The organism is Breoghania sp., assembly GCF_030066895.1.
Lineage (GTDB): Bacteria > Pseudomonadota > Alphaproteobacteria > Rhizobiales > Stappiaceae > Breoghania.
Window position 1 is genome coordinate 49,657 of sequence record NZ_JASJAV010000015.1, and the last position, 21,850, is coordinate 71,506.

The window sequence follows — 21,850 nt, forward strand, 5'->3', positions numbered from 1 at the left end:
CCCTCAAAGACCAAAGGAACGGTGGATGGAATCGGCCGCAGCCTTGCCGTCGGCAACCGCGGCTACAGTGAGATCCTCTCCCCCCACCACGCAATCGCCCCCGGCCCACACGCCCTCAAGCGACGTGCGTCCCTCCTCGTCAACCGCGATACGGCCACCATCGCCCCTTCGAGCAGATCGTCCTCGAACGTCTGCCCGATCGCCTTGAAGACCGGATCGGCCGCCAAACGCACGGTCTCGCCCGAGCCGACTAACCGCCCGCCCACATCGAGCTCCGTATGCTCAAAGCACGATGCCGGAGATGCGCCCGCCCCCGCCAAGCAGCACGGCGGGCTTCATCCAGTGGCGGATGGTCACCCCGTTCGTCAGCGCCAGTTCTTGCTCGAACCGGCTCGCCTTCATGTCATCGGCCCCGCGACGATAGGCGATGGTCACTTCTTCCGCACCCAGCCGCTTGATCTGCACCGCGATATCGATGGCCGTCATGCCGCCGCCGAGAACCACGACCCGGCGCCCCACCGGCAAGGTGGACAGATCCTCGGCCTGTCGAAGCCCGGCGATGAAATCGATCGCATCGAGCACGCCGTCCAGATACTCGCCCTCCATCTTCAAGGCGTTAACCCCGGCAAGTCCCATCCCGAGGAAGACGGCATCGTAATCCGCCTTGAGACCGGCGAGCGTGATGTCGCGCCCGAGCGCCTTGCCCATTTCCACCGTGATCCCACCAACAGACAGGACGAAATCAACCTCCGCCTGCGCGAACCCGTCCACGGTCTTGTAGGCGGCGATGCCGTATTCGTTGAGCCCGCCGAGTTTCGGCCGGGCATCGAAAAGGGTGACCGCGTGCCCCAGTTCTGCAAGCCAATGCGCGCAGGAAAGCCCGGCCAGGCCGCCGCCCACCACCGCCACGCGCTTGCCCGTATCAGGCGGGCGCACCGCCAGGTTTGAAGGTTTCGTCTCGATGAAACGGTCGATCGCGTGGCGCTGCAAAAGGCCGATCTTAACCGGCTTTCCCTCCGCCTCCATGCGCACGCAGGCCTCTTCGCACAGGATCTCCGTCGGGCAGACGCGGGCACACATCCCGCCCAGAATGTTCTGCGCGAAAATAGTCTTTGCCGCGCCCATGTCGTTGCCGGTGGAGATCTGGCGAATGAACAGCGGAATATCGATGGAAGTCGGACACTCGACCGTGCACGGTGCATCGAAACAGAAGTAAGCGATCCGCTTCCACCACCGCCTCATGGGCGTCGAGCGGCGGATGCAGATCGGTGAAATTCGTCAGGTAAGCTTCCGCAGGCAGACGCCCGCGCGCGATATCCGGACCGGACGCGATGTCGGTCATGGAACCTCCTCGTCGCGCAGAACCGGCGCACCGCTGAACGGCACGAATCCCCACACGTTTCCCATCTCTCAGAACATACGCCGAATCTTCCCGCCCTAGCACTTGCGCGGCGAATCCGGACGATGTTCCCTTTTCCGCAACGCATCTTCCGCCGCCTCAGGGACGGTCTCGGATCCGCGCGGCGGATATACTCCAGGTGATCGTCGCGTCGCCCGTCATTTGTCGCGGGCAGATCGCAACGTCAGTTGCGGTTTTTTTGACCAAATAGTCAAATCCAATCTGACGCTACGTTCGCACCAATTTCGAGCAATTTGCCGGGCTTTTGCCCGTTCTGCGTGCGAAAGGCAGGGAAATGGGAGGGAGAAGAAGCACGCGCCGGCCTCCCCGTCGTCATCCCCCGACTATAGCTGCAGATCCAGGCGACCTCCCCCGAGCTCCTCATTCCGGACCGAGTGCGCGCGAAGCGTGTATCGAGAGATCCGCAATCCAGGGTTCAGTCGGCGCGCGAGCGCCGTCCTTGTCCTTTTCAGGATCCGCAGCAGGAGGAAACCCCGGAGAGAGAGCCCCGTCCCGCCCCTTGTCGGGATGAGGCATCACGGCATGGATTGCCGGTCGGAGCCGGCAATGACGGGGGAACTATATTCGGCAGAAACCTCTACCGGATGTGAGGCAGATTCTGAAAAAAACGTCGATGCCGTTCCGACGGCTCGACCGTCAACCGCGAGTCGCTCCCGGGAAAAACACCCGCCCCAACGGCGAAAGGGCCGGACAAAGCCGACCCTGTTTCACTCTCCTGAAAAATTCGCGCAAAACCGGTTGCGCGTGCCGAGGGCCTTCAGGCAGGCAGCACGGCAAACGCCGGGGATCAGGATCCGAAGGCGTGATTCCGCCCTGCGATTTCGTCGAGTTCGGCTTCGTCGGCGGCCTCACGCTCGCGTTCCTGATCGCGTTCTTCCATCAGTTCGATCTTTTTCAGCTCTTCCACCGCCTCGGCAAGTTTATCCTGGGCGCGTTCGAGCTGACCGTTCAGTTCATCGGCCGAAGCTTTCAGATTATCTCGACGCTGCATAGCCGCCTTGGCAAAGGTCGGATAGGCGAAATGCGCCACGTCGGTGATACCGACGCGTTCCTGTTCGGCCAGGATCTGATCGTCAAGTTCCTTCACCCTACGGTCGAAATCGGCGATCATCGCCTCAATCTGCGCCACCTGCCGACGCTTGTCGTCGACTTGAAAACGCTTCAACCGAATAATGCTCTCTCTGGACTTCATCGGGCACTACTCCCCCTAACGAGCGATGACCCTAGCCCAAACTCATTTCCAAAAGGTTGGCGAGTTCACCATAACCGTCATCCAATGTGGATGACTCACCATTTCCCTGTCCAGAAAGGCTTCCAGCGCGTCGTGACGGTCGATGGCAAGACCCACCGTGGCGTAAGATCCCCGACGGTAGGCGCCCAGACGGATCAATTCCTCCATATCCGCGTAGGTCGACATCAGCCGCTTGGCCTCGCGAATGATGGGCAGAGCCTCCGGCTGGACACAACCGGGCATGGTACGAAAGACCGATTTCAGCACGTTGATCGCCGGATAAAGGCCGCGTTCCGCGATTGCGCGCTCCATCACGATGTGCCCGTCGAGAATACCGCGCACCGCGTCGGCCACCGGCTCGTTGTGGCTATCGCCTTCCACCAGCACGGTGATAAAGCCCCGTAATCGAACCGGATCCGACCACCCCGGGTCCCGCGTGCTCCAGAAGTCGCGGCAATTCGGTGAAAACCGTCGGTGTATAACCCCCTTGGAGATCGGCAGCTCGCCCGCAGCCAGTCCGATTTCGCGCTGCGCCATGGCGAAACGGGTCACCGAATCCATCATGCACAGCACGGACAGGCCCTGATCGCAGAAAAATTCTGCCGTCGCCAGCGTCAGATAGGCCGCCTGGCGACGCATCAGCGCGCTTTCATCCGATGTGGCCACGATCACCACAGCGCGATTCAGGCCTTCTTCGCCCAGGTCGTTCTGCACGAATTCCGCCACCTCGCGCCCGCGTTCGCCGATCAGCCCGATCACCGCCACAGCGGCGGCCGTATTGCGTGCCAACATGGGCCGTATTGCGTGCCAACATGGAAAGAAGCACTGATTTGCCGACGCCGGAGCCCGCGAAGATGCCCATGCGCTGCCCGCGACAACACGTCACGAAAGTATTGAGTGCCCGCACGCCCAGATCGATCGACCCGCCGACTCGCGCCCTATCCGTCGCAGGCGGCGGACTGGAGCGCAACTGGCGCGCCTCCCCGCCCTTGGAAAGTCGGCCCTTGCCGTTGATCGCCTCGCCCATGGCGTTAACCACCCGGCCGAGCCAGGCGTCCAACATGCGCACCACGCTTTCGCGCTCCGCCAGAACGGCACGGCAGCCTATGCGCACGCCCTGCAAACCGCTGAAAGGAAGGCAAAGCGCGCGCCCATCGCGAAAGCCGACAATCTCCGCGAGCACGTGGTTCGACGTCCCCCCTTCAATGGACAACCGCGAACCGACGCTCATCTCATGCACGGGACCGGAAACCTCCACTAGCAGGCCCTGCACACCGACAACCCGACCGTAGACCTCGACGGCCTCCAGTGATTCGATTTCGTTGATCAAAGATTGCACGTGCGCCGCTCCGGGGACTGATTAAGCCGGTTAACAGCGATGGTAACCGATCGTTTACGGTTCTGGTTAATCATATTGAAGAGAATGTTCACAGATTAGGAACCTTTATAGGCCGAAGAGTCGAAGCTGTGAGTCCGTTGAATCGGTTAGAGGCAATTCTTCATGTGGATTGTCGATAGCAACGGGCGCAAATTCGGCGGGAATTTTAAGAAATTCTCGTCAGTTTCAGAGCTTATGTATCAAAACGCTTCCGCTGCGAATCGGAATTTGTTAACTAGAACCTCGAGGTTTCGAGACGCGGTTAGCAGCAGTCCTTCGCCGCGATCGCCTACCTAGGTTGGTGCGGTTTGCCCAGAATAGGAAAGACGAGGATATTGGCATGCGAGTACTGCTCATAGAAGACGATGGCGCTACGGCCCAGAGCATCGAGCTGATGCTCAAGTTCGAAAACTTCAACGTCTACACGACGGATCTTGGCGAAGAAGGTATCGACCTCGGCAAGCTCTATGATTACGACATCATTCTGCTTGACCTGAACTTGCCCGACATGTCGGGCTACGAGGTCCTTCGCACCTTGCGCGTTTCCAAGGTGAAAACGCCGATCCTGATCCTTTCGGGTCTGGCAGGCATTGAAGACAAGGTCCGTGGCCTTGGATTTGGCGCCGACGATTACATGACCAAGCCCTTCCACAAGGACGAGCTGGTCGCACGCATTCACGCAATCGTGCGCCGTTCGAAGGGTCATGCCCAGTCGGTCATCACCACCGGCGACCTGACGGTCAATCTCGACACCAAGACGGTTGAGGTCAACGGCCAGCGCGTGCATCTGACCGGCAAGGAATATCAGATGCTCGAACTTCTCTCGCTTCGCAAGGGCACGACGCTGACCAAGGAAATGTTCCTCAACCATCTCTATGGCGGGATGGACGAGCCGGAACTGAAAATCATCGACGTCTTCATCTGTAAGCTGCGCAAGAAGCTGGCCGCTGCGACGGCCGGGCGCAATTATATCGAGACAGTCTGGGGTCGCGGCTACGTGCTGCGCGAACCCGACGAAGAGCGCGTCGCTTCCTGAGGACGGCGCCACTTCGAAAACAATGTTCGTGCCATAAAAACGATGTTCGTGCCAGATTGGCATGTGTGAAAGAGCCCGGCAACGCCCAGGCTTTTTTCATGCCTGCATCCCCTCGGCACGCCCCGACGTCGAGACAACCCGAATGAAAAAGGCGCCGCCCCGAAGGGCGGCGCCTTTTTTGAATAGGTCGGAGAGAAAGCCGTCGCTTACCCGCCGGCGAACACCCGCGACTTGAAATCGGTTCCCGTGCCGGATGCGGCCGAGGATCCGGCACCGCTCCCGCCGCGATTGTAGAGACCGCGCAATCCCGGAACCGGCTGGAATGCTGTGCTCAGTCCCACCACGGTTTCCGCGCCGCCCAGCACCAGGTAGCCATCTCCCGGCATCTGCCTGGCAAGCCGGTTGAGAATGTCGGACTTGGTCTCCTGATCGAAGTAGATCAGCACGTTGCGACAGAAGATCACGCCGAACTCACCGAGCGAGGAGAACGAATCCAGCAGATTGAGCATGCGCCACTGCACCATGCCGCGAATCTCGAGGTTGACCTGCCACACATCGCCGTTCTGCGTGAAATATTTCAGCAGCATCTGGATCGGCAGATCGCGCTGCACCTCGAACTGGCTGAAGACGCCGGTCTTGGCCTTCTCCAGCACCTCGGTGGAGATGTCCGTGCCGATGATCTCGACGCGCCAGCCCGACAACTTTGCCGCCGCTTCCTTCAGAAGGATCGCCAGCGAATAGGGTTCCTGGACGGTCGAGGCCGCCGCGCACCAGATCCGGATGCGGCGCTTGTCCGCCCGTGCCTTCAACAACTTAGGCAGCATCGTGTTGGTGAACTTATCGAACGGCGTCTTGTCGCGGAAGAAGAACGACTCGTTGGTCGTCATCGCTTCCACCACGTCGTTTTCCAGCTTCGAGGAGCCGCCCTTCTACAACCGCGTGATCACGTCGGACAGGGAGCCCAGGCCGCTCTTGCGCGCCAGCGGCAGCAGGCGGCTTTCGACCAGGTACTGCTTCTCGTTGGATAGCATCAGGCCGGAACGGCTTTTCAGGAACGTTCTGAGGAATTCAAATTCAGTCGGTGTCACCGCCGGCCTCCCAGGATTCGGATCACTTTCGGATCGATTTCGTCTAAGGGCAGAACCTCCGAACACTGACCGGTCTGGGCAGCCGCACCCGGCATGCCCCACACGACACTGATTTTTTCGTCCTGCGCGATGATGCTTCCGCCTGCTCCCGCGATCGTCTTGACGCCGGCTGCGCCGTCATGGCCCATGCCGGTCAGAACAATGGCGAGCGCCGCAGCATCCATAGATGCCCGCCACACTGTCGAACAGCGGATCGACGGCGGGCTTGCAGAAATTGACCGGCGGATCGTCCGTCAGGCGCGCCTGCGCACCGCCTGCGGTCTTTTCAAGAACCAGGTGCTTGCCACCCGGCGCCACATAGATCTGTCCCGCCTTGAGAACCTCGCCGTTCTGCGCTTCCGCGGCGGGCCGGAGCGCGGTCTTGGCCAGATGTTCGGCCAGAATGACGGTAAAGGTTGGCGGCATGTGCTGGGTAACGACGACGGGTATGTCGTTCACCGCACTGCCGATCACCCGGAAAAGTTCCTGAAGAGCCTGCGGTCCGCCGGTGGAAGATCCATCGCCAGGATGCGCGGGCGCACCGAGGAGTAGTCGCGCAAGGGTGAAGGCCGGCTTCTGAAAGGCGGGCTGGCGCGCGGGTGAAGCGGCAGCGGCGGTTGCGGCGGTCGCATCCGTGCGCTCGGCCTGCGTTTACGCACGCATCGGCCGACGGTCGGCGGCACCGCCCTGACGGGCCTTCGGTCCCAGATTCTTCAGTTTCTCGATCAGCTCGCGCCGAAAATCGACGGAGGTGGAGATCGAGGAGGAGGATTCCGGCTTGGGGACGTAATCCTGCGCACCCAGCGACAGGGCCTTGAGGCTGATCTCGGCGTTGCACCGGGTCAGTGTCGAGACCATGACGACGACGAGGTTGCGCTTCTTGGCGAGCATCAGCGGCAAGACCGTGAGCCCGTCCATTTCCGGCATCTCGATATCAAAAACGACGACGTCCGGATTGGAACGTTCGATATCGTCCACCGCGAGCTTGCCGTTGCGGTGAGAGGCAACGACGACCAGCGCAGGATCGGCATCGACCCAACGACTGATCAAACCACAGATCACGACGCTATCGTCGACGACCATTACGCGAATGGAGTCCGTTACCGTTCCGGCAGGCGGAGCGGCAGTTTGGGTCGCTGTAGCCATTTTTGGTTCACCGATAAAGGTCTCACCACGAGACCGCATTCGAAGAGGCCTAAATGAGACCGACTTCGTGGAATTTCGCCTCGACGATTTCTCGGTCGAACGGCTTCATAATGTACTCGCTGGCGCCGGCACGGATGGCCTTGGCAATGTGCCCGGCGTCGTTCTCCGTCGTGCAGAAGACCACCGTCGGGCGATCCCCGCCCTCTTCCTGCCGAAGGGCTGTCAGGAATTCCAGGCCGTCCATGACCGGCATGTTCCAGTCGAGCAGGATAGCGTCGCGCATTTCCTTCCGACAACTATCCAGTGCCGCCTTGCCGTCTTCGGCCTCCACGATGGTGAAATCGAGGTCTTCCAGGATCCGGCGCGCAACCTTTCGAATGACGTTGGAATCATCGATCACGAGGCATGTTTTTATCACCTGAACTCCTGATCACGGGGCACGCCCAGATATGGCTCCGTTAAGCAGCGAGAGGCTCGTTCATCATTGCGCCCAGAAGACGCTCTACATCCAGAATGACCATCAACTGGCCTTCCAGACGGTGCACGCCGGCGGAAATCTCCGCACAGCGCTGATCAAGGTTGGTCGGGTTTGGCTCGCGCGAACTGACCGGAAGCGTGAGTACCTCACCGACAGTGTCGATGACCAGTCCGTACGATTCCCCCTTGTATTCGATACCAACGACCATCATCGTCTGGTCGCCTTCCAGCGGCGGCAGCAGGCGACGGCGCATGTTGATCGCGGTCACGATGCGTCCGCGCAGGTTGAGAACGCCCTGCACTTCCGGCGGCGCCAGAGGCACCCGCGTGACGCTCTCCGGCACTAACGCGTCATGCACCTGGCTGATCTTCAGCCCGAAGAGCTGACCGCCGATCACGACGGTCACGTACTGGATGCTCTCATTGCCTGCGCCCGTTCCGGCCGCGGCATTGTTCTTCTGTTTGTCCGTCATGCTGCAGCCTTTGCTTCGTTGGTCAGCACATCCTTGAGAGCGGCGATGAGATCGGGCCGGTCGAACTTCGCGACATAGTCGTCAAAGCCCGCCTGACGGCCGCGTTCGATCGACGCCGGCGTGACCAGGGACAACAGCGCCAGGACTGGGATCTCGCGGAACCGCGGATCGCGCCGCAGCGCCTCGCAGAATTCGAAGCCGTTGACGTCCGGCATCTCGATGTCGCTGACGACCACGTCGAACTTGCGGTCCGACTGCAGAACCTGAACCGCGGCCCGCGCGCTCTCGCACCTGGTCACGTCGTAGCCTGCCGCCTTGAGAACGGGCGTCAGCATGTTGCGGAAGAAGGAGCTGTCGTCGACGAAGAGCAGCGACTTGGTCAGAGCCTCGGTCGCCATCTCCTTGTGCACGAACCAGTCCTCGAAGGCCTGCGACAGATAATGGCCGAGATCGATGATTTCCGTCGCCTTCTCCTTGATCACCGCGGATCCAAGGACGCTCGGCTGGTCGGAAACGACCTCGATGTTCAGCCGGTCTTCCACGATGTCGACGATCTCGTCCACGACGAGGCCCATCGAGCGGCCGCTGTCGAGAGAACACCAGCATGGGCTGCGTGCCTTCCGTGCGGTGCCCATGGCTGGGCTCGATATAGACGAGCAGCATCAGCGCGCCGCAATACTACACCAGGTCGCGGCCGTTGGAGCGCTCGATATCGGAGACCGAGAATTCCTCGAGACGCGTGACCAGCGACAGCGGCACGGCCTTGGGCTCGGCGCTCCCCGCCCGGAACAGCAGCATCGACGTCGTCGCATGATGATCGATGAACTTCTTGCGCTCGTCGTGCTCGTCTTCCTCCTGCTCCAGCAGGGCGGAAGAGGCGTGACTCGCCATGGCGCTGGCAATCCCGTTGGGATCGATGATCATGATCACCGAACCGTCGCCGAGGATCCTGTTGCCGGAGAACATCGCGATGTTGCGCAGCATGGTCGACATCGGTTTGACGACGATTTCCTCTGTATGGAAAACGCCGTCGACGACCACGCCGAAGGTCTGGCTGCCGACCTGAATGACAACGATGAAGCCGTTGTCCTGGTCGAGCGCCTCGTCCGCATTCGCCGTCGTCTTCATGCCGAGGAGCGACGAAAGGTGCAGCAGAGGCAGCAGCTTGTTGCGCAAGCGCAGGACCGGCGTGTCCTTAATGCGCTCGATGCGATGCTCGAAATTGTTCTGGACGCGAACCAGTTCCACCACCGAGAGCTGCGGGATCGCGAAGCGGTCGCCGGAACTTTCGACGATCAGTGTGAACACGATGGCCAGCGTCAGCGGAATCTTGATGATGAAGCTGGTGCCCTTGCCCTGAACGGACTTCAGGTCGACCGATCCGCCGATCAGCTCGATGTTGTTGCGCACCACATCCATGCCGACACCGCGGCCGGACACGCTGGTGATCTTGGCCGCGGTGGAAAACCCGGCGCCGAAGATCAGCTCGTGGATCTGCGCACCGGTCATCTTCTCCAGTTCGGCTTCCGTGTGCATGCCGTTGGAGATCGCCTTGCACTTGATCGCATCGACGTCGAGGCCCTTACCGTCGTCCTTGAGCTTGATGATGATGTGCCCGCCCTCGTGATAGACGGCGAGCGTGATCATGCCCTTCTCCGGTTTGCCGGCGGCCTTGCGCTCTTCCGGCCCTTCCAGGCCGTGATCGGCTGAGTTGCGCACCATGTGGGTGAGCGGATACTTGATCAACTCCAGCACCTGGCGGTCAAGCTCGGTATCGGCGCCGATCATCTCCAGCTCGATCGGCTTTTCCAGTTCCTGGTCGAGGTCGCGCACCACGCGCGGCAGCTTCTGCCAGGCGTTGCCGATGGGCTCATGCGCGTCTCCATGACGCTTTCCTGCAGCTCCGCGGTTACGTTGGAAAGCCGCTGCAGCGGCACCTTGAATTTCGCTGTCCTCGTGACGGCGCACGATCTCCAGAAGCTGGTTGCGCGTCAGCACCAGCTTCGAAACCATCGTCATCAGATGTTCCAGCGTTTCCACGTTGACGCGGATCGACTAGTTGGACACGGAGGACTTTTTGTCGCCCGGCGCCTTTTCGGTGTGATGTTCTTCCGCCTTGGCGTCGTTCGTCATGGCGGCGAGGTCGACCGGGTTGGGCTCCGGCAGTTCGATCTCGGTCTCCTGGAAGGCGCGCTCAAGTTCGTCGAGCGAAACCTCGCCCGGGCGCAGTTCGCGTTCCAGAGATTGCCTCATAGGCTTAATTGCCGCTGCATCGGCTGCACTCGGCATCGCCACCGGCGTCGGCCTGCGCGGCCGGCTTTTCGGCGGCCGCCAGTTCAGCCACGGCGGCATCCGCAGTCTTCACACTGTCGAAGGCATGCTCCGACATGTCTTCAAGCTGCTTGATAAGGCCTTCATCGGAACCTGCCAGCTCCTCGCCCTCAGCTTCCTCAAGTTCGGCCAGGATCCCCTTGATGCGATCGATCGAGGACAAGATCAGAGACACGGCGGCCTGCGTCACGGGCGCTCCGTCACGGAATTTGCCCATCAGCGTTTCGGCGGCATATGCCAGCGCTTCCAGACGCGGCAAACCCAAGAACTCGCAGGTTCCCTTGATCGTGTGTACGAGACGGAAGATGTTGTCGAGGATCGTGGCGTTGTTGGGTTCCTGCTCGAACTTCACGAGTTCCACGTCGACGACGTCCAGACTCTCGTTGGTCTCAGTCAGGAACCCACGAAGGAGATCGTCCATGTCTGGTACCCACCCACAAACTATACGGCAAAAGGGGGCCGTAAGGCGCCCCGCGAGCTGAATGCCCGCGTCGCCAAGTCTCGGATCAATAAGTTAAGATAGGTTGAAGCGAGGGTGGGTAGTGGTGTTTACTCGAGGATGAGCTATTCAGCAGTGATAACTACTGAATCATCTCTTTTTTCCATCGAAATCGACATGTTGCTGTCGCCTGCCAGAAGACTGGCATAAGCGGGCTGGATTGCATGAGCGTCAATCCGCTCGACATCTTGATCATTTATCAGGTTAATAACCATGGTTGGGATGCGGGCGTTCAGTCCTTCCGCCGTCATCCGGAAGCTGGGCTTTTCTGCATCACCGTTGGTCAGTTCCACCGTGATGGTGCCGCCACGCGGCACGCACTGATTGGCGATCAGGAGAAGGTTCAGCAGCAGCTTGACCTTGTTCTTGCCCATCAGCAGGCGGGGGACTTCCCACACCAGCGTGGACTTCTCGTTCTCCATGTAGCCTTCGGCCACCGAGCGCGCATCGCCGAGATCGATGTCGGCTCCAGCGGAACCGGCTGCTCCGAAGGCGAGACGGGCGAACTGCAACTTGGCGGATGCCTGCCGGGCGCTCTTGCGGATGAGGTCCATGGCGAATTCGCGCATGTCCTTGTTGTTTTCCTCGTCGAGCACCTCAAGCCCGTTGGTGACGGCCCCCACAGAGGAAATGATGTCATGGCAGACGCGGCTGGCGATCAGCGCTGCAAGATCGAGCGATGACAGGTCAATCGGCTTGGCCATGGAAACCTCAGATCCGTGAATGGGACGCGTCCTGCCTGATTCGGCGCGGGCCGTACGAGGGTTACACCGACACCCCTGCGGTGCCAAGTCGCCGTCGGGGTCTGCGCCTGCCGTCGGGCAACTTTCCCCTCCCGCTACCCCTCCCGGAGTCCTCGCACCCCGTTTGCGGGCAGCAGGTCAGCGCTCGTCTATCCCCGAGCGTGAAATTCAGCCGCTTGTCCCACTTCTCCTTTGCCTGCCGGATATGGCGCTCCGGCGTCACCAACCAAAAGAAGCGGCGGGCGGGGGAATAGAAGAGATAAAGCCGCTGATGGTAGATCGCCCACACGGAGGGATCGCCGGAGGCGAGACTGTTATCGACCATGGCGCGCGCATCGTGACCGCCGAATTGCGGCGCATAGATCTCCGGCGTGTCCTTGAACGCCGCCATATTGCCCTCGTTGACGAAGCGCCAGATGGTCTGCGACCACAGCAGTTCGAAGTGCGGCTTGCCGAGCCGGGGTCTGCGATCGACGAAATAGGCCACCGGATCGTAGCCGCCGATGGCAAGTCCCGTGGCCGGATCCACCAGAACGAAGCGTTGAGGAATGGAATAACCGCCACTGTCCTCGGCCGCGCACCTTGCCGTGGTCATGCCCGCTACGAGAAGCAACGCCCCCAACAAAACGAGACTTCACCGCAGAAATTGCGCCTTCACACCGGCCGCAGACGAGAATATCCGCGCCAAAAAGGTTCGCGGCCCAAAGGTTGTCGGATTTAGACTAGACTTTGTGATCGATTCGCATCCGCCTCGCCCGTGTGCCGTTTGAGCGTCCCGTTTAAGCGCCGCTGGCCTACGTTGAATACGAATCTATAGCATTGATCCGGGCCTCTGACACCGCCGCCAGGCATCCTGCACCGATTACCAGCTTTGGGTACAAGGGAGATTTTTTGAATGTTTCTGCCGATCCGGAAGATCGTGCCCCGTATCGCGGCGCCGACCTTTGTCGCCGCCACGCTCCTCGCCGCGTCTCTCGCCCCCGCCGCAGCCCAGAGCCAGGGCAACTACAATAAGGCGCCGGGCAGCGAGTCCTATTCCCAGGACGAAATCGTCAATGCCGGCCACCGCTTCTTCGGCAAGGTTTCCGGCGGGCTCGCCTCGGTGGTCGAGAAGGCCGTCTCCAAGTACGGCCAGCCCAACGGCTACATCCTCGGCGAGGAAGGCTCCGGCGCGCTCGTTGCCGGAGCGCGCTTCGGCGAGGGCGAGCTCTACACCCGCAACGCCGGCAGCCATAAGGTCTTCTGGCAGGGACCGTCCGTCGGCTGGGATTTCGGCGGCGACGGCGCCCGCGTCATGATGCTGGTCTACAACCTACCCGCCGTGAATGCCCTTTATCGCCGCTATGTCGGTGCCAACGGTTCGGCCTATCTGGTCGGCGGCTTCGGCATGACGGTTCTGTCCAATCATGATATCTATGTCGTGCCGATCCACGCTGGCGTAGGTGCGCGTCTCGGCATCAATGTCGGATATCTGAAGTTCACCGAAAAGCCGACCTGGAACCCGTTCTGACGTGCCCCGTACCCTCGCTTGACGGCGCACGGGAACACACGAAGGCGGATCCCATGAAAAGCGGGTCCGCATTCGCGCGCCATTGCGTTTCGGGCGAAAATCGGCACGCTGGGTAAGGGGGCGAGGCTTCGACACGGTTCATTGATCGTGCGCCGGGCATTCGCCTGAAGGAACGGGCGGGCATCCGGCGCATTGCGTTGCTTTGGCACATTCCTCAGCGTAATCGGCTCAAACCCGAGGGCTGCTGCGAGGACGGGGATGCGCGGAAACGGCTGACAAAACGGGTAAAACGGACCGGCAACGGACGCCGGAGAGGGAATCGGGCGCGATCGCGGGACTTAGCGGACCGGACAACTTCCGGTATTAGGTCTTAGACTTATCAAAGGCCAGAAGTCGCAAAAGACCGGCGTAGACGGGATCGAACTGTGATCAACGCGGCGATGTATTTCGTCCTGGGTTTCTTGACCGCAGGACTTTTGATGCTGGTTTTCGGACCTGCCGTGTGGCGCCGTGCCGTGCGCCTGACCCGTCGCTCCTTTGAAGCCACCTCCCCCATGTCCCTTGCCGAGGTCCACGCCTCCCGCGATCAGTTGCGTGCCGAATACGCGGTCAAGACGCGTCGGCTGGAGCTTGGCGCCGGGGGCTGAAGGAACGGATGATCTGTCAGGAGATCGACATCTCCGAGGCCCGAGAAGGGCTGAAGGCCGCCATTCTGGAGCGCGACGAGAAGGCCCGCATCGTGCGCGAAATGGAAGGGCGCGAAAATGGCCTGTGCTCCAAGATCCTGGCCAAGCAGGAAGATATCGCCGAGCTTTCCGCGCGCCTGCGCAAAGCCGATCGCGACCTGGAGCGCCGCAGCCGCCAGGTCGCCGAACTCCCCCAGGCCGAGGCCGCTCGCGCACAAGAAACGCCGCAGATCCCCGCAAGCGTCAACATGACCATCTCCGAACTGGAAGAGGGGATTGCCGGGCACAAGGCGCGCCACACCGCCGATGCCAACAAGATCCTGCGCCTGGAGGGCGAGGTCGACGGCCTGCGCCATCAGCTGGAGGTTCTGGAGAAGGCGCGCGCCAGCGGCGCAAAACCGCGCACCTCCGCCGAGGCCGCCTTTCAGAAGATGGAATCGATGATCCTCGATCTGGAAGGTCAGAAGGTGGAATCGCAGGCCGAGATCACGCGCCTGTCGCTGCAGCTTGAGGCGCTCCACGGCGCCGCCGGAGACAATGTGGAGGGCGTGCTCGCCTCGCTTAAGGCAGAAAACAACGCCCTTGCCGAAGAGCTGAACCGCCTGTCGGCCGAGCACGACCAGTTGCGCAGCCGCTTCGACGCCATCAGCGCCGACGAGAACCGCGACAACCGCCTGCTGCGCGATCAGATCACCGATATCGCGGCAGAGGTCGTGGCCATGACGACCGCACTCGAAGGCGAAGACTCGAAGACCGACCGCATCCTTAAGGAAGCGACCGCCGCCAACCGGAGCGACGTGCACGCCCTGAGCGGCGACAGCCTCGCCGACCGCATCCGCACCCTGCGCGACCAGACCCGCAACGAGCCCGAGCCCGCCAGACAGCGCGCCGGCGCCTCCTGAGCGCTTATTTCGGGTGAGGCCCATTCTTCGAAAAAACGCGTCGCCTAGAACGGCAACCCGGCATAGTTCTCCGCTAGCGCCGCAGCGCCCGCGCGTGAGGAGGTGACATAGTCGAGTTCGGCCACCTGCATCTTGGCGTCGAATTCGGCCGCCTCCGGGAAGGTGTGCATCATGTTGGTCATCCACCAGGAGAACCGTTCCGCCTTCCAGATCCTGCGAAGCGCATTTTCCGAATAACGCTCGATCAGTTCGCCCTCGCCGCTGCCGTAAAACGCGATCAGCACCTCTGACAGGTAGTGCACGTCGGAGGCCGCGAGATTGAGCCGCTTGGCCCCGGTCGGCGGCCTTCTCGTCGACACGGCGGCGCAGCTCGTCCCAAAAGCGCTCGTCCGACCTATTCCTCCACCTTGTCCGTCAGCGGCACCTGCACGTAGTAACGCGACAGCATCTGCGAACGCATGGAGCACAGCGCGAACCAGCGCTCGTGACGGGCATAGATGAGTTCATCGGAGACCGGCGGCGTTTCCGAAAGAATGCCCAGTCAACCGAAGGGATAGACCCGCTCGAAGGTCTTCAGCACGTCCTGCGGCGCGCTCGCCCGCGAGACGCCGTGATAACCGTCGCAGCCGGCGATGAAATCGCAGTCGATGCGATGCTCCACCCCGTCCTTGCGATAGGTGACCCACGGCTTGTCGCCGTCGAAATCGTGCAAGGCCACGTCCTCGGCCTCATAGATCAGCTTGGCATCGGCGCCCTGCCGCGCGTCCACCAGGTCCCGCGTGACCTCGATCTGGCCGTAGACCATCACGATCTTGCCGGTCAGGTCATTGAAATCGATGCGATGACGCTTACCGGAAAAGCACAGTTCGGTGCCGTCGTGAACGAGGCCGCGCGCATGCATGCGCTCACCGACGCCCGCCGCGTCCAGCATGTCGACAAGCCCCTGCTCCAGCACACCGGCGCGAATGCGGCCGAGCACGTAATCGAGCGACTTGCGCTCGAGGATGACGCTGTCGATCCCTGCCTTGTGCAGGATCTGAGACAACAGCAGGCCCGACGGGCCCGCACCGATGATGGCGACCTGGGTACGCATGGATTTCCTCCCATATCGGCCCCTCGCCGCCTCCCAAAGGACGTCGCAAGGCCTGTTCTTCCACTCGTCCGGCCATGAAAACCGGACGTTTGGCTGGAAACTAGGGAGCGGAATGCCGCGCGACGATGAAGGAAACCCGGAAAGACTTGAACATTTTCCGGAACGTCAGGCGGCACGCGCCCGGCGCAAGCATCATCCCCGCGAAGACGGGAGTCCGACGAACCGCGGATCCACCATCAGGGGCCGGAAGCCGGATCTGGCGCAGTTGCCGGATCCCCCTCCTCGCGGGGATGATGAACGCAAGGCACTCTAACGCCGCTTGCGGCCGGTCACCATCGCGCGCGCCAGGTTCTCCCCGTGCTCGAAACTTGCGAGCACCACCCCCGCCACATGGAGGATGACGAGGCCGAGCGTCAGGTTGACGGCGATTTCATGCACGTTCTCAACCCATTCCACGCCCCAGAACCGATCGGTGATCATCATGATGCCGGTGCCGGTGATGACGGCCAGCATGATCAGCAGCAGGACGACCATCGCCCCGCCTGCCGGGTTGTGCCCGATATGGCGCAGCGCCTTCATGCGCGCACTGGCGCGCAGGAAATCGACGACGGCCGACGGCGGCCCGCGCACGAAGTTGGTGAAACGAGCATGATGCGGCCCCACCAACCCCCACAGGATGCGGAAGACGACCAGTCCGACGATCACGTAACCCGCAGTCTCATGGGCGCTTTTCCACTCGTCGCCGGTCAGGAAGGCGAAGGCGAAAGCGGCAACCAGGCTCCAGTGAAGCACGCGCACGAGCGGATCCCACACCCGGACCTCGTCCGGCCGCGTCGCGCGGCCGGAACGGGTCATCTTGACGGTATCGCTCATCAATCGTCCTCATCGGAACCGACGATCTTGCCGGTCAGCGGGTTCATCAGCAGTTCCGCGCGGTGGCCTTTCGTGTCGAGCGTGTAGAGCTCGTAGCACCCCCGCTCCACCTTCACCCGGCGCACCTCGTAACCGAGTTTCACGCCCCGGGCCTTGGCCGTGTCCTTGTTCATCCACTGAGCCTTCGGCGCATTGCCGCACACTCTCTCGGAGGCCTGTGCCGTGCCGGCGACCGCCACTCTGGTCCCCGCCGTCAGCAGGACGGCGCATGCAAACGTCGAAAACTTACCCATAGTCTTTCTCCTCTCGAGGATTCACAATTGCTCCGGTCCCTGCCGTATTCGGCACCGGATCCGGGGAATGGAACGACCCTAGAGGAAGCCGTCTGACGACTGCCTGATGGAAACTGTCAGCCAATTGTCATGCGCGGAGAGCAACAAGAGGATATGCACACACGCCCGCAATACTGCCCGCACATCTCCACCCGTTGCCGCACCCTTGCGACAGGGCTGGCGCTGGCCGTCGTTGCGAGCCTGACGATCGCCGTCGCCCACGCGGATTCAGATCACGACAACAAACCCCGGCATCATCACCGGGACCGTCAGTTCACCTCGCAGGACCGCGCTACCCAGCTACGCGAAAGCGGCGCAATCCTGCCGCTTGTCGACGTCATCCGGCTGAGCGGCGTGGAAAGCGAGGGCCAGGTGAGCGGCGTGGAACTGGAGATGGAGGACGACCGTCCGGTCTACGAACTGAAGGTTCTGACCAAGACGGGGCGTGTGCGCAAATACCATGTCGACCCGTCAAACGGGCATATTCTGGAGGTGGAGTGACGATACAAATCCTGCTGATGGAGGACGACCACCGCATCGCAAAGAACATTGAGGACATTCTCAGGCAAGCGGACTTCACGGTGGAACACGTGGCCGACGGCAACGAAGCCTAGTTCCTGGGGGATACGGAGGATTACGCCGGTGTGGTGCTGGATCTGGGGCTGCCCGGCCTTGACGGGCTGACGATCCTGAAGCGCTGGCGCGCCAACAGGCGCGCCTTTCCCATTCTCGTGCTGACCGCCCGCGGCGCCTGGATGGAACGGGTGGAGGGCATCGAGGCGGGCGCCGACGACTATCTCGCCAAGCCCTTCCAGATGGAGGAACTGCTCGCCCGTCTGCGCGCCATCATCCGCCGCTCAGTCGGTCACGCCACCGCCGGCATCAGCCTCGGCGATCTCGCTCTCGACACCCGGCACAAGCAGGTCATCGCCCACGGCCGCGCTCTGCATCTCTCACCGCAGGAATATCGGCTGCTGTCCTATTTCATGCATCACCAGGACCGGGTCGTCAGCCACACCGAGTTGATGGAGCATCTCTACGGCCCCGACCCCGATTGCGATGAAAACACCATCGCGGTGATGATCGGGCGGCTGCGCAAGAAGATCGGCGCAAATCACATCCGTACCCGCCGGGGCTTCGGCTATATCGCGACAGCCTCTGCCTAATGATGCAGCCCTCTTCGCTGCGCGCCCGACTGCTGGCCTTTTCCGCCGTCATGGTCATCGCGGCCCTTGCGCTGTCCGCGGTCGGCCTGACGGCCATCTTCACCCGCCAGTACTAAGCGCGCATCGAACAGGAACTCGACACCTTCATCAAGCAGCTCGTCGCCGACGTGGCAATCGATTAGGCGGGCGAGGTGAAGCTTGCCCGCGAGCTTGCCGATCCGCGCTTTTCCCAACCGCTCTCCGGTCTCTACTGGTCGATCACGGTCAACGGGACAGGTCAGGTGCTGCGCTCACGCTCCTTGTGGGATGCGATGCTAAACCTGCCGGTCGACGAGCTTTCCACAGGCGTTGCCCATCGCCACGATATCCGGGGGCACGGCGCGATTATGCGATCGCGATCCTGCCCTCGCTCGGCCTTCTCGCACTGGCGCTGATCGCGGCAGCCGCGATCCAGACCTATGCGGGTCTGCGTCCCTTGCGCCGTCTTGAGCGCGACGTTGCCAATATCCGCAAGGGCCGGACCACGAAGGTTCCCGGCAACCAGCCGGACGAGGTTATGCCGCTGGTGGAGGCCGTCAACGACCTGCTCGCCGATCAGGAAAAGGCCATCGCTCATGCGCGCACCCGCGCCGCCGATCTCGCCCACGGGCTGAAGACGCCACTGACCGTTCTCACCTCGCTGGCCGCCCGGCTGAGGCGCGAAGGCGGCACCGCGGCGGCCGACGATCTGGATTCGGTGGCCGCCGACGACATGCGCCGCCAGATCGAGCATCAGCTGGTGCTCGCCCGCATCCGCACCGGCGCTCAAACGCGTTCCGCCGCCCACACGATACTCAGACCCCAGGTCGAGCGGATCGTTCACACCCTGCAGCAGACGCCCGACCGCAACGTGCTCGACTGGCAGATCGAGATCGGCACGGGCGCGATCTTCACCATCGACACCGCCGACCTCATGGAACTTCTGGGTAACCTTCTGGAAAACGAGGTGAAATGGGCCCAGCGCAAGATTATCGTCGCGACGCAAACCGCGGACGGACGGATCGCCCTTGAAATATCCGACGACGGCCCCGGCATGAGCGAAGAGGCGATGATCCGTGCCTTTCGCCGTGGCGTGCGGCTCGACGAGCAACGCCCCGGTCACGGGCTGGGTCTGGCCATTGCGGAGGAAATCTGCAGCACGAACGGCATCGACATCATCCTGCGCCGAAATGCGCAAGGCGGCCTCACCGTGCGCCTGGAGCAGGAACAGCCGCACGCCTGATCTACAGACGCGAAAGCGGACGCACTGCACGCGCAAGGCTGAAAGCAGCCGACCAGGTCAACGATGGAGGGGGAAGAAGATTGGTACTCCCAAGGGGACTCGAACCCCTGTTTCTGCCGTGAGAGGGCAGCGTCCTAGACCGCTAGACGATGGGAGCAGCGGTGTCGCGCGAACCGTTGCGCGAACCGTTGCGCGATGGATGGCGGATGTAGCCTGTGGGGTCACACATTGCAAGAGGGGGAAGCCAGTTCAAGCGATTTCTTTTGCACTCATCCCCACACCTGGTGGAAAAGGCAAGCAACCTCCGTCCCGCGACAAGGATCCGTCGCCAGCTACTACCCCCCTCCATCGTCATCCCCCGGCTTCGTCCGGGAGATCCAGCACTCACCGCATATGCTGCAGCCCGCTGGATTGCCCGGATGGGGCCTGTGCCCGCGAAGGCGGGTGCCGGGCAATGACGGAGGAGCCATTGAAGAAGGGTGCGAATAGATCGGCAAACCACGACCGAAATCCAGCCTTTTGCCCGCGCGGATTGCCTCCGCACGATTGTCATCCCCGCGAAGGCGGGGACCCAGTAACCCCAGGATCAGGTTGCAGCGCTCGACCCGCGCACGCCTCTGGAATGCTGGATCCCCGCCTTCACGGAGATGACAGCCAGGGGCAGAACGCACTTTCTTTTTCTGGATCTTCAAGCCGAAGGTTTCAGCACCGTCCCGCAAGATAGGGCCCTGAACACCAGCGAGTAAAACCCTGCCCCACGCCTCAGCGCGAAACGAAATCCGTGCGGCCCAGCAGCTTGCCCGTGGTTGCATCGAACTGCAGCAGCGCGCGGCTTGTGCCCTCTTCCACCAGCACGAACAGGCGTCCGCCGTCGACCTGCGTCGACAGCACGCGCGCATCGGGGCCAACCGAGATCGTCGCCGCCATGTTGACGCCGGAAACACCTCCGCTATTGCCGTCGCGGCTGTTCACCTTGTAGATGATCGCCGAAAACACCGCGACGAGCCCTGCCACCATGATAAAGGAGGAGATCAGGACGAGTCGCTTCATTCTGGCCTGCAGCCGCGCAGCGGCGGGGTCGAGCGGCTCTTCTTTTTCTTCGTCGTCGAAAACAGGATCGGACATGGCGAACGGGCTCAGCGAAGAACGGGTGAACGTGGAACTGACGGTCGAAGCAGGCGATGCCGGTGAGCGGCTCGATGCCTGGCTCGCCCGGCGCACCGGCACCTTCTCCCGCAGCCGCTACAAAGACCTGATCAAACAGGGCCTGGTGCGGATCGGCGGGCGGACCATAGTCGAGACCAAGTACCGGGTCAACGAAGGTGAAACCGTACGCCTCAGCGAACCCGAGCCCGAGGACGCCATGCCGGAGCCGGAGGATATCCCGCTCGCCGTCGTCTACGAGGACGACCACCTGATCGTCATCGACAAACCCACCGGCATGGTGGTGCATCCGGCGACGGGAAACTGGACGGGAACGCTCGTCAACGCGCTGCTTTTCCATTGCGGCGATAGCTTGTCCGGTATCGGCGGCGTGCGTCGGCCGGGCATCGTCCAACGCATTGACAGGGACACGTCCGGCCTGCTGGTGGTGGCGAAATCCGACACCGCGCATCAGGGACTGTCGGCGCAGTTTGCCGATCACGGCCGCACCACCGCGCTGGAGCGCGCCTATACCGCGCTTATCTGGGGTGCGTCTCCGGGCCTGAATGGCACCATCGATGCCGCGCTTGCCCGCTCCATCAACAACCGGCTGAAAACCGCCGTCGTGCGCCCCGAGGCGAAGGGCGCGCGCCATGCGGTCACCCATTGGCAGTTCAAGAAGCGCTACGGCGCCAAGGACGGCGAGGCGATCGCCTCGCTCATCGAATGTCGGCTGGAGACGGGCCGCACCCATCAAATCCGCGTGCACATGGCCCATATCGGCCATCCGCTGGTGGGGGATCCGGAGTATGGCGCGCATTTTCGCACCAAGGTGAACCGTCTTCCGGAAGAAATACGCGAGAAAGTTGCAAGTTTCAGCCGTCAGGCGCTTCACGCGGGCCTGCTCGCCTTCGAACATCCGGTCACCGGCGAAGTCATGCGCTTTGAAAGCCCGCTGCCTGCAGACTTTGCGGAACTCATTGACCTTTACGAAACTTTAATCTGACAGAGCCGTGTTTTCGA

General features: G+C 61.9%; 23 protein-coding genes, 1 tRNA gene and 4 pseudogenes. 8 read left to right on the forward strand and 20 right to left on the reverse strand.

The window, feature by feature from the left end; all coding sequences use genetic code 11:
* Positions 1-3 precede the first annotated feature (3 nt).
* The 4 genes and pseudogenes from QNJ43_RS15125 to QNJ43_RS15140 form a co-directional block, all read right to left on the reverse strand.
* Positions 4-1,342: pseudogene (locus QNJ43_RS15125) on the reverse strand (NAD(P)-dependent oxidoreductase).
* Positions 1,343-2,207: 865 nt separating this feature from the next.
* Positions 2,208-2,612, reverse strand: coding sequence for a flagellar FliJ family protein (locus QNJ43_RS15130; protein WP_300471301.1), 405 nt, complete (start codon positions 2,610-2,612; stop codon positions 2,208-2,210).
* Between the two features lie 42 nt (positions 2,613-2,654).
* The gene (locus QNJ43_RS15135; protein WP_300471474.1) at positions 2,655-3,416 is read right to left on the reverse strand and encodes a FliI/YscN family ATPase; all 762 of its coding nucleotides are present in this window, start codon (positions 3,414-3,416) and stop codon (positions 2,655-2,657) included.
* Complete coding sequence (locus QNJ43_RS15140) at positions 3,301-3,990, reverse strand: hypothetical protein (RefSeq protein ID WP_300471303.1); 690 nt, start codon at positions 3,988-3,990, stop codon at positions 3,301-3,303. The genes QNJ43_RS15135 and QNJ43_RS15140 overlap by 116 nt, the downstream gene beginning before the upstream one ends.
* A gap of 379 nt (positions 3,991-4,369) precedes the next feature.
* Here QNJ43_RS15140 and QNJ43_RS15145 point away from each other — a divergent pair, with 379 nt between their 5' ends.
* Positions 4,370-5,065: a response regulator transcription factor gene (locus QNJ43_RS15145; protein ID WP_300471306.1), complete on the forward strand. Its 696-nt coding sequence runs from the start codon at positions 4,370-4,372 to the stop codon at positions 5,063-5,065.
* Positions 5,066-5,271: 206 nt separating this feature from the next.
* On the opposite strand, the pseudogene QNJ43_RS15150 reads toward QNJ43_RS15145, so the two are convergent.
* The 10 genes and pseudogenes from QNJ43_RS15150 to QNJ43_RS15195 form a co-directional block, all read right to left on the reverse strand.
* A pseudogene (locus QNJ43_RS15150) lies at positions 5,272-6,153 on the reverse strand (protein-glutamate O-methyltransferase CheR).
* A pseudogene (locus QNJ43_RS15155) lies at positions 6,150-7,338 on the reverse strand (chemotaxis response regulator protein-glutamate methylesterase). Before QNJ43_RS15155 ends, QNJ43_RS15150 begins: the two co-directional pseudogenes overlap by 4 nt.
* Before the next feature lie 49 nt (positions 7,339-7,387).
* Positions 7,388-7,753, reverse strand: a complete 366-nt coding sequence (locus QNJ43_RS15160; RefSeq protein ID WP_300471476.1) for a response regulator — start codon at positions 7,751-7,753, stop codon at positions 7,388-7,390.
* A gap of 43 nt (positions 7,754-7,796) precedes the next feature.
* Entirely contained in the window at positions 7,797-8,288 is a 492-nt protein-coding gene (locus QNJ43_RS15165) for a chemotaxis protein CheW (RefSeq protein ID WP_300471308.1), read from the reverse strand.
* Positions 8,285-8,923, reverse strand: coding sequence for a response regulator (locus tag QNJ43_RS15170; protein ID WP_300471310.1), 639 nt, complete (start codon positions 8,921-8,923; stop codon positions 8,285-8,287). The genes QNJ43_RS15165 and QNJ43_RS15170 overlap by 4 nt, the downstream gene beginning before the upstream one ends.
* A 43-nt stretch (positions 8,924-8,966) precedes the next feature.
* Positions 8,967-10,307, reverse strand: a complete 1,341-nt coding sequence (locus QNJ43_RS15175) for a chemotaxis protein CheW (protein ID WP_300471313.1) — start codon at positions 10,305-10,307, stop codon at positions 8,967-8,969.
* A 36-nt stretch (positions 10,308-10,343) separates the two neighbouring features.
* Positions 10,344-10,541 carry a hypothetical protein gene (locus QNJ43_RS15180; RefSeq protein ID WP_300471315.1) on the reverse strand — a complete coding sequence of 66 codons (198 nt, stop codon included), beginning with the start codon at positions 10,539-10,541 and terminating at the stop codon, positions 10,344-10,346.
* Positions 10,542-10,545: 4 nt separating this feature from the next.
* Complete coding sequence (locus QNJ43_RS15185) at positions 10,546-11,040, reverse strand: Hpt domain-containing protein (RefSeq protein ID WP_300471317.1); 495 nt, start codon at positions 11,038-11,040, stop codon at positions 10,546-10,548.
* A gap of 143 nt (positions 11,041-11,183) precedes the next feature.
* Positions 11,184-11,822: a histidine phosphotransferase family protein gene (locus QNJ43_RS15190; RefSeq protein WP_300471320.1), complete on the reverse strand. Its 639-nt coding sequence runs from the start codon at positions 11,820-11,822 to the stop codon at positions 11,184-11,186.
* 61 nt (positions 11,823-11,883) lie between these two features.
* Complete coding sequence (locus tag QNJ43_RS15195; RefSeq protein WP_300471322.1) at positions 11,884-12,474, reverse strand: YHS domain-containing (seleno)protein; 591 nt, start codon at positions 12,472-12,474, stop codon at positions 11,884-11,886.
* Between the two features lie 282 nt (positions 12,475-12,756).
* On the opposite strand from QNJ43_RS15195, the gene QNJ43_RS15200 reads away from it, so the two are divergent.
* The 3 genes from QNJ43_RS15200 to QNJ43_RS15210 all read left to right on the forward strand — a co-directional run bounded on the left by QNJ43_RS15200 (position 12,757) and on the right by QNJ43_RS15210 (position 14,959).
* Positions 12,757-13,371 carry a DUF1134 domain-containing protein gene (locus QNJ43_RS15200; RefSeq protein ID WP_300471325.1) on the forward strand — a complete coding sequence of 205 codons (615 nt, stop codon included), beginning with the start codon at positions 12,757-12,759 and terminating at the stop codon, positions 13,369-13,371.
* 479 nt (positions 13,372-13,850) lie between these two features.
* Positions 13,851-14,018 carry a hypothetical protein gene (locus tag QNJ43_RS15205; RefSeq protein WP_300471327.1) on the forward strand — a complete coding sequence of 56 codons (168 nt, stop codon included), beginning with the start codon at positions 13,851-13,853 and terminating at the stop codon, positions 14,016-14,018.
* A gap of 8 nt (positions 14,019-14,026) precedes the next feature.
* Complete coding sequence (locus tag QNJ43_RS15210; protein ID WP_300471329.1) at positions 14,027-14,959, forward strand: hypothetical protein; 933 nt, start codon at positions 14,027-14,029, stop codon at positions 14,957-14,959.
* Between the two features lie 44 nt (positions 14,960-15,003).
* Here QNJ43_RS15210 and QNJ43_RS15215 read toward each other — a convergent pair.
* From QNJ43_RS15215 to QNJ43_RS15225, 3 genes and pseudogenes are all read right to left on the reverse strand, one after another.
* Positions 15,004-16,052, reverse strand: a pseudogene (locus QNJ43_RS15215) (4-hydroxybenzoate 3-monooxygenase).
* A 309-nt stretch (positions 16,053-16,361) separates the two neighbouring features.
* Positions 16,362-16,925, reverse strand: coding sequence for a cytochrome b/b6 domain-containing protein (locus tag QNJ43_RS15220; protein ID WP_300471332.1), 564 nt, complete (start codon positions 16,923-16,925; stop codon positions 16,362-16,364).
* Complete coding sequence (locus tag QNJ43_RS15225; protein ID WP_300471334.1) at positions 16,925-17,218, reverse strand: PepSY domain-containing protein; 294 nt, start codon at positions 17,216-17,218, stop codon at positions 16,925-16,927. The genes QNJ43_RS15220 and QNJ43_RS15225 overlap by 1 nt, the downstream gene beginning before the upstream one ends.
* A gap of 153 nt (positions 17,219-17,371) precedes the next feature.
* On the opposite strand from QNJ43_RS15225, the gene QNJ43_RS15230 reads away from it, so the two are divergent.
* Complete coding sequence (locus QNJ43_RS15230; RefSeq protein ID WP_300471336.1) at positions 17,372-17,758, forward strand: PepSY domain-containing protein; 387 nt, start codon at positions 17,372-17,374, stop codon at positions 17,756-17,758.
* 116 nt (positions 17,759-17,874) lie between these two features.
* Entirely contained in the window at positions 17,875-18,423 is a 549-nt protein-coding gene (locus QNJ43_RS15235; protein WP_346433005.1) for a response regulator transcription factor, read from the forward strand.
* Here QNJ43_RS15235 and QNJ43_RS15240 read toward each other — a convergent pair.
* Positions 18,420-18,656: a hypothetical protein gene (locus QNJ43_RS15240; RefSeq protein ID WP_300471339.1), complete on the reverse strand. Its 237-nt coding sequence runs from the start codon at positions 18,654-18,656 to the stop codon at positions 18,420-18,422. The genes QNJ43_RS15235 and QNJ43_RS15240 overlap by 4 nt on opposite strands.
* 68 nt (positions 18,657-18,724) lie before the next feature.
* On the opposite strand from QNJ43_RS15240, the gene QNJ43_RS15245 reads away from it, so the two are divergent.
* Entirely contained in the window at positions 18,725-19,684 is a 960-nt protein-coding gene (locus QNJ43_RS15245) for a HAMP domain-containing sensor histidine kinase (protein WP_300471341.1), read from the forward strand.
* 81 nt (positions 19,685-19,765) lie between these two features.
* On the opposite strand, the gene QNJ43_RS15250 is transcribed toward QNJ43_RS15245, so the two are convergent.
* Together QNJ43_RS15250 and QNJ43_RS15255 are read right to left on the reverse strand one after the other, a co-directional pair.
* A tRNA-Glu gene (locus QNJ43_RS15250) sits at positions 19,766-19,841 on the reverse strand.
* A gap of 605 nt (positions 19,842-20,446) precedes the next feature.
* Positions 20,447-20,809, reverse strand: coding sequence for a hypothetical protein (locus QNJ43_RS15255; RefSeq protein ID WP_300471343.1), 363 nt, complete (start codon positions 20,807-20,809; stop codon positions 20,447-20,449).
* On the opposite strand from QNJ43_RS15255, the gene QNJ43_RS15260 reads away from it, so the two are divergent.
* Entirely contained in the window at positions 20,808-21,833 is a 1,026-nt protein-coding gene (locus QNJ43_RS15260; RefSeq protein ID WP_300471346.1) for an RluA family pseudouridine synthase, read from the forward strand. The two genes, QNJ43_RS15255 and QNJ43_RS15260, sit on opposite strands and share 2 nt — an antisense overlap.
* The last annotated feature ends 17 nt before the right edge of the window (positions 21,834-21,850 follow it).

Excerpts from the sequence above, each read along its gene's own strand:
- QNJ43_RS15130 (WP_300471301.1), bottom strand. The coding sequence starts at position 2,612 with ATGAAGTCCAGAGAGAGCATTATTCGGTTGAAGCGTTTTCAAGTCGAC.
- QNJ43_RS15145 (WP_300471306.1), top strand. The coding sequence starts at position 4,370 with ATGCGAGTACTGCTCATAGAAGACGATGGCGCTACGGCCCAGAGCATC.
- QNJ43_RS15165 (WP_300471308.1), bottom strand. The coding sequence starts at position 8,288 with ATGACGGACAAACAGAAGAACAATGCCGCGGCCGGAACGGGCGCAGGC.
- QNJ43_RS15170 (WP_300471310.1), bottom strand. The coding sequence starts at position 8,923 with ATGGGCACCGCACGGAAGGCACGCAGCCCATGCTGGTGTTCTCTCGAC.
- QNJ43_RS15175 (WP_300471313.1), bottom strand. The coding sequence starts at position 10,307 with ATGACGATGGTTTCGAAGCTGGTGCTGACGCGCAACCAGCTTCTGGAG.
- QNJ43_RS15180 (WP_300471315.1), bottom strand. The coding sequence starts at position 10,541 with ATGAGGCAATCTCTGGAACGCGAACTGCGCCCGGGCGAGGTTTCGCTC.
- QNJ43_RS15185 (WP_300471317.1), bottom strand. The coding sequence starts at position 11,040 with ATGGACGATCTCCTTCGTGGGTTCCTGACTGAGACCAACGAGAGTCTG.
- QNJ43_RS15190 (WP_300471320.1), bottom strand. The coding sequence starts at position 11,822 with ATGGCCAAGCCGATTGACCTGTCATCGCTCGATCTTGCAGCGCTGATC.
- QNJ43_RS15200 (WP_300471325.1), top strand. The coding sequence starts at position 12,757 with ATGTTTCTGCCGATCCGGAAGATCGTGCCCCGTATCGCGGCGCCGACC.
- QNJ43_RS15205 (WP_300471327.1), top strand. The coding sequence starts at position 13,851 with ATGCTGGTTTTCGGACCTGCCGTGTGGCGCCGTGCCGTGCGCCTGACC.
- QNJ43_RS15210 (WP_300471329.1), top strand. The coding sequence starts at position 14,027 with ATGATCTGTCAGGAGATCGACATCTCCGAGGCCCGAGAAGGGCTGAAG.
- QNJ43_RS15220 (WP_300471332.1), bottom strand. The coding sequence starts at position 16,925 with ATGAGCGATACCGTCAAGATGACCCGTTCCGGCCGCGCGACGCGGCCG.
- QNJ43_RS15225 (WP_300471334.1), bottom strand. The coding sequence starts at position 17,218 with ATGGGTAAGTTTTCGACGTTTGCATGCGCCGTCCTGCTGACGGCGGGG.
- QNJ43_RS15230 (WP_300471336.1), top strand. The coding sequence starts at position 17,372 with ATGCACACACGCCCGCAATACTGCCCGCACATCTCCACCCGTTGCCGC.
- QNJ43_RS15260 (WP_300471346.1), top strand. The coding sequence starts at position 20,808 with ATGGCGAACGGGCTCAGCGAAGAACGGGTGAACGTGGAACTGACGGTC.
- QNJ43_RS15255 (WP_300471343.1), bottom strand. The coding sequence starts at position 20,809 with ATGTCCGATCCTGTTTTCGACGACGAAGAAAAAGAAGAGCCGCTCGAC.